Source organism: Zhenhengia yiwuensis (assembly GCF_014384995.1).
Taxonomy (GTDB): Bacteria; Bacillota; Clostridia; order Lachnospirales; family Cellulosilyticaceae; genus Zhenhengia; species Zhenhengia yiwuensis.
The window spans coordinates 23,167-31,482 of record NZ_JACRSY010000036.1 but is presented as its reverse complement, the minus strand read 5'-3'; the positions used below and the strand labels follow the sequence as shown (position 1 = coordinate 31,482).

The window sequence follows — 8,316 nt, the reverse complement described above, 5'->3', positions numbered from 1 at the left end:
AGAGTACCTCCTTATTTCAAATAGAGTTAGAGTAAAAGACTCCAAAACAATGAATGTCTTGGAGTAATTATCTCATTAATAAGGAAGTATGGAAATATACTCAGTTATTAACCGCTTACAGTTAAAGAACGTAAAAAAGCAAGGATAGAACGAAGCTCATTAGAATATATATTGTTAACTTCTGATTGTGTTAATGTAGGATTTGCTAGCTGTATTTCATTTTTGACTTTTAAGTCCATTAATTGGAGTTCAAATGCTAATTTTTGTTCATCAGAAAGAAGTAAAAAAAGCTTTGCTACATTTTGAGCAGATTTAATTTGATTCTCAAACGAATTCATGAGTAAGCTCCCTTCTATATTTAGAATCTTAACTTATTTTTACGTTTGTAGGCTCTGAGACTGTTGATATTTTGCCTTTTTGGTTGCCGTTAGTTCTAAACGATAGTTTTCTACTTCTTCATCAATCTCTGATGTATCATCCAAGTTAGTAGCAGAAGTTTCATTAGACAAAAATCTCATGTAATTAGAAATAGCATCACGCTGATTTTGGGGAAGTTTTACATAGGTTTCAATCATCTTTATTTCGAAGTCATTTAGTTTGTATTCTTTGGCTAACTGTGAAATTAGGGTATTATCTGTTTCTATAAACATTTCACCTATGCCATTGCGCAACCACTCTTCATTGACGTTGAATTCTCGACAAATATCACTTATTACTCTGTCTGTAAGATTTCTATTACCAGTTTCTATATTGGATATTGTAGAGCGTATAAGTCCTATTTTAGAAGCAAATGCTTCTTGATTTAGACCTAATTCTTGCCTAATTTCTTTTAACCTTTTATTCAATACAATCACCCCTTTCAAGGTCATAAAGTGAACTTTTATTATAAAAAAGTGATTAACATATAATGAATGAATTATGTTAATCACTCTATAATTATACCCGCACCCAATCTTCCTAAAAAAGAAAGGTGATGAAGGGTTATGCACAAAAAATATATAAATTATAAAAATAATAGAGTGTACGCAATATATTATCGAAGTAACAATACGATTTATTATAATTTACAATTTAAAGGTCAGAATAAGTTAATTCTTTTTTTTTAAGTTAAAAGACTTCTTAAGTTAAAAATATAATGGAAAGATTGGGTGATACATTACCCGATACCAAAATATAATATTTTTTGTTCTTATGACTATACAATGTCAGATTGACTGGATTGAACAGGGGGAAATTCAGATTCTAATTTTTCGGGTACATTTGGGCAATCAGAACGCGGAGCATCATTTCTATTTGGAAAAATAGATAGTCGTTTTTTGAAATGTTCAATAAATGCTGTTCTTATTTCAACATCTAGTTCAAAATAGGCATTTAAAAATTCTAAATCCAAATCGCTTCCACCATGCTTATGAACAAGTTTATCAAGGCTAAACATATCAGATTCGGTAAACATAGGTTCATTTCCATTCAATATCCAATCTTCATTCACATTAAATTCTTTGCACATTAACTTAATAAGAGAAAGTTTTTGGTCGGGTCGGGCAAGACAATTTCGTTCAATATTGTTTATGACAGATCGGCTGACTCCAAGTTGTTTACCAAAAGATTCTTGTGATAATTTAAGATGTTTTTTACGTAATTCTTTAATTCTTTGATGCATTTCCATAATATTTCACCTCCTTTATTGAAACTGCAATTTGAGTATACAACTTAAAAATGAATTAATCAAGCCAAAGTAATGAAAAAATAACAACAAAAGACTTGACTAAATCAAAATATAAAATTAAAATGAATTTATCAATTCAGTATTGGATAAAAATTTATAAAGGAGAAAATATATGTCAAAAAGAATGACGGAAATAATGATGAATAAAAAAAATTATCAAGAAGCAGTACAAGTACTGGAATTTTTAGAAGAACTTGAACAGGAAGAGAAAAAAGAATTATTGGTATTTCTACAAGGAATTCGTTTTGCAAAAAGCAATAAATAAGGGCAATTTGTACAGAGGAGGAATAAGGATGGCAAGAGGTAAGTTCAACCCAGATGAATGGACTATACGTGCAATAGGTGTATGGTACGAGAATGGAGTAAGGCATGAAAAGAACTTGGAGGATTTTACAAAAGAGGAACTTCAAGAAATTTCAAGAAGAAAAAACAGAGAAGCTCTTAAAGCAGCAGGGTATATTCCTGTATCAGAAGTAGAAGCAGTTGGAATTTAGAGACCATATAAGAAAGTCAGAGCATGCAAGGAAGTATGCTTAGTGAGGATTAGAAGAATGTACTATAAAGATTACAAAGGAACGCCTATAGAAAAAGGTGATAGGATTAGGTACAAAAAGCATGAAGGTATGGTTGTAGAAGAAAATTGTTTTGAAAGACGAGAAGGGCTTTATGCAACATTAAATAATGGTTTTAAAATACGCATACAAGACGTACATAAGCAAGTTAGAGTTATTCAAAAAAAGAAATTAAAAAAACTAAATAATAGAAAAAACGCTTTGCAAATACCTAGGAAATAAATGCAGAGCGTTTTTTAAAAGATCGTTTAATTGCTTAAAAACAACATACTTTCATTATAGCAATTAGGCGGTAAAAGTCAATAAAAAGGAGCGCCGTAGTGACGGCGTGAGGGGCTTGTAAAGGGTATTATCTTTTCAACGATACAGATAACAGGAAGAAAAAGGAATACCTATGCTAGAAGAAAGTAGAGGGATAAAACAGTGAGAAGTTTTATGAGAGAAAAGAAAATATACTGTGGAAATCAATATATGGAAGTGGATATTTTCCCTTGTACTTTTATGCAACAAGCTAGAAAGGGGAAGAGAGCTAAAAAGAAAAAAATATCTGTACCTAAACAAAGAAATTTGAATGATAAAAATGCAAGAAGGTATTTTATGCAACTTGTAAAAACTAATTTTAGCAAGGAAGATTTACATATTGTATTGACATATAAGGATGAATTCCTACCTAGCACAGTAGAAGAAGCAGAAAAGATTGTGAAAAACTTCTTAAGACGTGTGAAAGATAGAAGACATAAGGAGAAACTAGAACCTTTGAAGTATATTGTTGTAACAGAGAAGGGAGAAGAAAATGGACGCATACATCATCATCTTTTTATGAATGGTGGACTAGATAGAAGTATATTACAAGCACTATGGAGTGCAAGAAGGATAAAAGGAGAAAAAGAACCTAGATATTTAGGAAAACTAGATGCACATTATCTTAAACCTAAAAAAAATGGGTTAGATGATTTAGCAGCTTATTTGAGTAAATCACCAGAAGGGAAAAAACGTTGGATACCATCTAAAAATTTAAAAAAGCCTGTAAGTCGTAATAATGATTTTAAATATAGCAAAAGTGAAGTAGCAAGAATAGCAAAAGCTTTCCCAGATATAACATATTGGGAAAAAAAGTATAGAGGATGGACACTAGCAGGAGAGTGCGACATTAAAGTCATATACAACGAAAATATAGGTTGGTCAATTTATGCAAAGTTGTGTAGAAAGGAATCAGCTACATAAGTAAAGGAGGATGAGAGAATGGATGGGTTAATTATTAAAGAGCCTTATGCAACTTGGATACTAAAAGGCGAAAAGACCATAGAGTTAAGGGGCAGTAATACGAATAAGAGGGGAACAATAGCCATTATTAAAAGTGGGACAAGTAATGTTTATGGAATTGTGGATATTGTGGATAGTTTTGAGATAGAAACAGTAGCCCAGTATAACAAGTTAAGAGAAAGACATTGTGTAGGAGCAGAAAGGAAAGATATAAGGTATAAGAGGGTGTGGGCATGGGTGTTAGAAAAGCCAGTGCTGTTTGAAGAGCCAGTACATTATACCCCGAAAATAGGTCAACAAATTTGGGTTAAGGATGCGTTAAAAGACGAAGGGAAAGAAGAGGAGTTAAACAATGAAAATAATATCAATAATTAATTTAAAAGGTGGAGTAGCTAAGACTATTTCAAGCGTAAATATGGCACATATTTTAGCAACAGTACATAACAAGCGTGTGCTGATTATTGATAATGATAAACAGGGGAATGCTTCAAAAATGTTTGGTATGCATAGCTATGAACATAAAGGGACAGAAGCATTGATGATAGAAAAAGACCTCAATATGGAAGAAGTCATTCGTAAGACTGACTATGAGAACTTAGACATTGTTTGTGCCAATATGAACCTGCTTAAAGCAAATCTTGAAGTAGTTTTAGATCAAAGTAGAGTACAACAAACAAGGTTTAGAAAAGCCTTGAATCAAGTTAAAGATAAATATGACTATTGTATTATAGACAACGCTCCAGACATAAACATATCAACCATAAATGCATTAGTAGCTTCGGAAGATGTGTTAATACCAGTAAAAATTGATGATTTTGCATTTGATGGGCTAAAAGAGATTAAAGAGCAGATAGAAGCAACAAAGGAAGACTTAAATCAGAACTTGAACTTAAAGGGATGTTTTATTACACAGTTTATGAAAAATGAAGTAAATCTTCAAGGAAAAGAATACCTAAACTTACAAGACGAGTACCCAGTGTTCAAAACACATATACGAAGAACAGAGAAGATAGATGAAAGCACATTTGCAAAAATGCCTATCGTGGAATATTCAAGAAGATGTGGAGCAGCAAGGGATTATTTAGAACTAGTAAGTGAGTATTTAGAAAAATAATGTGTTCGAATTGGACACAAAAAGAAGGTGAAGAAATGGCGAAGTTTGATTTAAAGTCTTTGTTGAGCGAGAAGTCACTCGCTAAAGAGGAATCTAAAGAGGGTGAAGTAAAATCTAAAGCTTTTAAAGTAACATCCTTAAGTGTGTATGACCTAGTGCCCTCAGAACACAATTTCTACAGAACAGATGACATAAAGGAGCTTAAAGAAGCAATTGAACTATTTGGGGGTATAAAGCAAAACCTTATAGTCAAGAAACTTGAAGGTGGAAAATACACAGTGATAGCAGGACACAAAAGGCGTCTTGCTTCACTAGCATTAGTAGAGGAGGGGAAAGCACAATTTGAGTATGTGCCATGTGTAGTAGAAGAGGATACAGGAAGCATAGAAGAAAGGCTAATGCTTATTATGACAAATTCAACAGCAAGGCAGTTAACGGATTATGAGAAAATGTGCCAAGCAGAGGAGTTAAAGGAACTATTAACAGCATATAAGAAGCAGGAGAAAATACCTGGAAGGATTAGAGATCTTGTGGCAGAAATTTTAAATACTTCATCAGCACAAGTAGGAAGAATGGAAGCTATTACTAACAATCTTTCAGATGAATTTGTGGAAGAGTTTAAAGAAAGCAAGGTAAATCTATCAACAGCATACGAATTATCTGGACTACCCGAAGAAAAGCAGGAGGTAGCATATCAAAAGTATAAAGAAAATGGCAGTATAACCATGAATGAAGTTAAAGCAATGAAAAAGGATAATCAAAAGGCTGAACAAGAAGAGATAGAAAAACTATTAGAAGGACAAGTTGCATTTTATGAAATAGAAAATAAACATGACATAGTAGAGGAACAGACTAAAGGAGCAGAAGTTAAAAATATAGAGGAACAAGAAGTTAAGTGTAAGGAGAAACAGGATGATAATAAGGTGATAGAGGGAAAAGGATGTGGGTTTTGTAAAGAGGACTATCATACGAGTATTATGACGGAAGAAGGAAGCTATCTCATAGATATTGATTCAAAGAATAAGATAGTGAAGGTACTTAAAAGGGAATGTGAGATTGAGACTATAGCCTTTGTATTCTGTCCAATGTGTGGAAGAAAAATATAAGGAGAAGAAAAAATGGGAAATGTTGATAGAAGTGTAGTTCGACAAATATGTGAACTACAGGAAGAATTATTAGAAAGAAGTAAAGAAGTAAGTGGCATTCAAAGAAAGTTATTAGAGGGAGGAATGGGGCGTTATCCCAACTTGGGCAATATAGTGGAAGGTGCAAGAAGAGATGTACTTATGATAAAAGACCAGATTAAAAAGATTGATAGTTTTGTAGACAAAAATATGTAAGTGATACGTAAATTAAACTAAAGGAGCAAAGTATGAACAAGAGACTAAAGAAAAAAATGGAGTTAAAAGATTGTAGGCTTAATAAAAGACAACTCAGAAGGAAGGTACAAAAACAGGAACAAGAGGTAAGAGCATTAGAGGAGGCTCTTAAAAAGGCGTATAAATCTTATAAAGAACAGGGGGAAGAAATTGAGAAGGTACGGACTGCTAACAAGGCACTGTTTGAATTAAATGAAAAAGTTGGTGAAGAAAATAGATTACTTGAAATAGAACAAGAAGAATTTATGGAGAAGGTTAGTCAGCAGAAGTATTACATATTAGAACTTGAGGAGGGGATGGAAGGTTTAAGGAAACAAGTGTTTGAGATGAGAGAGGAATTAGTAAAATACAACAACATTCCTAGTGTCATTAAAAAAATATGCATGAGATAGGAGCATTAAGAGGTAGTTCATGCAGCAATGATAATTTTAATAGCATGGATTGGCGAGTAAAAGCGATTTTGAAAGGGGGAATTAAATGCTAGAAGGATGTGCAGTATTAGGATTTAAAACTACATATAAGCAATTAGATTTAAAAATGTAGAAGGAAGAACCTATCAAGTATGAAGCGTTATTGTTAGGACTTGCAGTAAATGAATTTAAACGTGGATTCAAGGTGAAACGTACATGTAAAGCAACTAAAAAAGGTACATCAGTAATATATGAAGCAATAAAGAGCCGAGAAGAAGCTGAGAAAGTATGCAAGGCTATTAATGATAAAGATAAGGAACTGTGTGAACGTCTAAAGCAAGAACAGGCAACAGAATACAAGTAAATATTGATGGAGGATGAAGTAAATGAAATTAGATTACAAGAAGCTTACAGAGGATTTAATTAAGGCAAAGGAAGCTGCTAAAAAAGCTGTTATGGGCGAAGATGGTGGAACTGCTAATTTAGATAGTATGACTATTGCATTACCTGGAGCAAGAGAAGAAAAGGTTATCCAAGCTGTAAAAGATGCAGGCCTGTATACAAGAGGAAGAAGAAAATGGATAGGAACAAGATACTTTATTAGTATACCTATAGCAGCACAAGGGAATGACAGATGCAGACAGGTAGATGCTATGTGTGAAGTAATGCAGAAACAAGGCTATGATGTCTTGGCATATCATCAAATAGATTAAGTGAACGTAACTTTTTGGAGGGCGGAGTATGAATAAAGAACAATATAGAGAGATTTCTTCAAGAATGGATAAAGGAGTTGAGGAATTTAAAGAAATATGCAGAAAATTGGTAAAAGTTATATGTAATGCATTTGAAGAAGTAAAAAAGATTATGTTGAAAGTTATAGAACAACTAGATTTTAGTAATCCAAAATTTAAGCATGACTGGAATATGGCAATATATGCAAAGAAAAAAAGGACAAGGAAGAAATATGCGAAGAAATGCCTTAAGTAAGAAAAAATAATTTTGATGACTTTATAAGTGGAGCATCAAGTAATTTACAAAAATTAAGCAATTTTATCAAGTGAAATGGAGGAATAGCGATGAAAGTTATATCTGTAGAGCAGTTTCTATCAACAGATAAAAAGGTGCAAGATGAAATTATGAAATGGTGGGAGCCTGAGATGATGGATTTGTATGTGCCATTGGATGGAGAACCAACAGTTATTTGTAGACAGAGACAACTTGATGCGACTAGAAGATTGAAAAATGAAGTTACTACACCGTTACTTACAGTGGGCCAACTTATAGATTTTATAGAAGAGAAAACAGGCGTTTATATAGGTATTGAATTTAATTCAGAGAGGTGTGGATATGAGTTTGATTTAAGAGAATTTGATGGTAAATATCGAACACCCTATGTAAATTTATTAAATGCATTATGGGATTTAGTGCAGTATATATGTATTCAAATCTAAGTTTTATGAGTTGAAAGGAGAAATGAAAATGAGTAAATGGGGTTATAGTTTAAACGGAGAAGATTATTTTGGTTTATACGATAGTAAAGAAGAAGCTATAAAAGAAGGAGAAACAGAAGCACGAGAGTATGAGAAGGACTCATTCTTTGTGGCAAGAGCAATCACATTTCAGCCATATATATATGCCGAAGATGTTATTGAAGAAATTCAACAAAATGCATATGACAATTGTGGAGAATATGCTGAAACATATCTTGATGATGTTCAAAGAAAACATCGAGATGAACTAGAAGAAAAGCTTAATGAAGTGTTTAGTAATTGGATAAATAAATATGGATACACACCTAATTTCTATAGTGTTGAAGATGTAGAGACATACAGGTTGAATTCATAAAATAATT

At 32.6% G+C, this 8,316-nt stretch carries 17 protein-coding genes; 14 read left to right on the top strand and 3 right to left on the bottom strand.

Going from position 1 to position 8,316, the window contains the following annotated elements; translation table 11 throughout:
* Positions 1-107: 107 nt before the first annotated feature.
* From H8718_RS16425 to H8718_RS16415, 3 genes are all read right to left on the bottom strand, one after another.
* Entirely contained in the window at positions 108-338 is a 231-nt protein-coding gene (locus tag H8718_RS16425) for a hypothetical protein (RefSeq protein WP_249333854.1), read from the bottom strand.
* A 39-nt stretch (positions 339-377) separates the two neighbouring features.
* Entirely contained in the window at positions 378-845 is a 468-nt protein-coding gene (locus H8718_RS16420; protein WP_249333853.1) for a helix-turn-helix domain-containing protein, read from the bottom strand.
* A gap of 350 nt (positions 846-1,195) precedes the next feature.
* Positions 1,196-1,666: a helix-turn-helix transcriptional regulator gene (locus H8718_RS16415; protein ID WP_249333851.1), complete on the bottom strand. Its 471-nt coding sequence runs from the start codon at positions 1,664-1,666 to the stop codon at positions 1,196-1,198.
* Positions 1,667-1,838: 172 nt separating this feature from the next.
* Here H8718_RS16415 and H8718_RS16410 point away from each other — a divergent pair, with 172 nt between their 5' ends.
* The 14 genes from H8718_RS16410 to H8718_RS16345 all read left to right on the top strand — a co-directional run bounded on the left by H8718_RS16410 (position 1,839) and on the right by H8718_RS16345 (position 8,309).
* Positions 1,839-1,991, top strand: coding sequence for a hypothetical protein (locus H8718_RS16410; protein ID WP_249333849.1), 153 nt, complete (start codon positions 1,839-1,841; stop codon positions 1,989-1,991).
* Positions 1,992-2,019: 28 nt separating this feature from the next.
* Positions 2,020-2,220 (top strand): hypothetical protein, encoded by a 201-nt coding sequence (locus H8718_RS16405; protein WP_249333847.1) that lies wholly within the window; start codon positions 2,020-2,022, stop codon positions 2,218-2,220.
* A gap of 57 nt (positions 2,221-2,277) precedes the next feature.
* A complete protein-coding gene (locus H8718_RS16400; RefSeq protein WP_249333845.1) occupies positions 2,278-2,520 on the top strand; it encodes a hypothetical protein in 243 nt (80 codons plus the stop codon).
* Between the two features lie 201 nt (positions 2,521-2,721).
* Complete coding sequence (locus H8718_RS16395) at positions 2,722-3,522, top strand: rolling circle replication-associated protein (RefSeq protein ID WP_249333843.1); 801 nt, start codon at positions 2,722-2,724, stop codon at positions 3,520-3,522.
* 18 nt (positions 3,523-3,540) lie between these two features.
* The gene (locus H8718_RS16390; RefSeq protein ID WP_249333841.1) at positions 3,541-3,936 is read left to right on the top strand and encodes an ASCH domain-containing protein; all 396 of its coding nucleotides are present in this window, start codon (positions 3,541-3,543) and stop codon (positions 3,934-3,936) included.
* Entirely contained in the window at positions 3,914-4,675 is a 762-nt protein-coding gene (locus H8718_RS16385; protein ID WP_249333839.1) for a ParA family protein, read from the top strand. Before H8718_RS16390 ends, H8718_RS16385 begins: the two co-directional genes overlap by 23 nt.
* Before the next feature lie 35 nt (positions 4,676-4,710).
* A complete protein-coding gene (locus H8718_RS16380) occupies positions 4,711-5,781 on the top strand; it encodes a ParB/RepB/Spo0J family partition protein (protein WP_249333838.1) in 1,071 nt (356 codons plus the stop codon).
* 12 nt (positions 5,782-5,793) lie between these two features.
* A complete protein-coding gene (locus H8718_RS16375; protein ID WP_249333836.1) occupies positions 5,794-6,015 on the top strand; it encodes a hypothetical protein in 222 nt (73 codons plus the stop codon).
* 32 nt (positions 6,016-6,047) lie between these two features.
* Entirely contained in the window at positions 6,048-6,446 is a 399-nt protein-coding gene (locus H8718_RS16370) for a hypothetical protein (protein ID WP_249333833.1), read from the top strand.
* A gap of 223 nt (positions 6,447-6,669) precedes the next feature.
* A complete protein-coding gene (locus H8718_RS16365) occupies positions 6,670-6,828 on the top strand; it encodes a hypothetical protein (protein ID WP_249333831.1) in 159 nt (52 codons plus the stop codon).
* Between the two features lie 22 nt (positions 6,829-6,850).
* Entirely contained in the window at positions 6,851-7,177 is a 327-nt protein-coding gene (locus H8718_RS16360) for a hypothetical protein (protein WP_249333829.1), read from the top strand.
* A gap of 28 nt (positions 7,178-7,205) precedes the next feature.
* A complete protein-coding gene (locus H8718_RS16355) occupies positions 7,206-7,451 on the top strand; it encodes a hypothetical protein (RefSeq protein WP_249333827.1) in 246 nt (81 codons plus the stop codon).
* 89 nt (positions 7,452-7,540) lie between these two features.
* Positions 7,541-7,915: a hypothetical protein gene (locus tag H8718_RS16350; protein WP_249333824.1), complete on the top strand. Its 375-nt coding sequence runs from the start codon at positions 7,541-7,543 to the stop codon at positions 7,913-7,915.
* A gap of 28 nt (positions 7,916-7,943) precedes the next feature.
* On the top strand, positions 7,944-8,309 hold the full coding sequence (locus H8718_RS16345) for a hypothetical protein (protein WP_249333822.1): 366 nt from the start codon (positions 7,944-7,946) through the stop codon (positions 8,307-8,309).
* Positions 8,310-8,316: the final 7 nt, after the last annotated feature.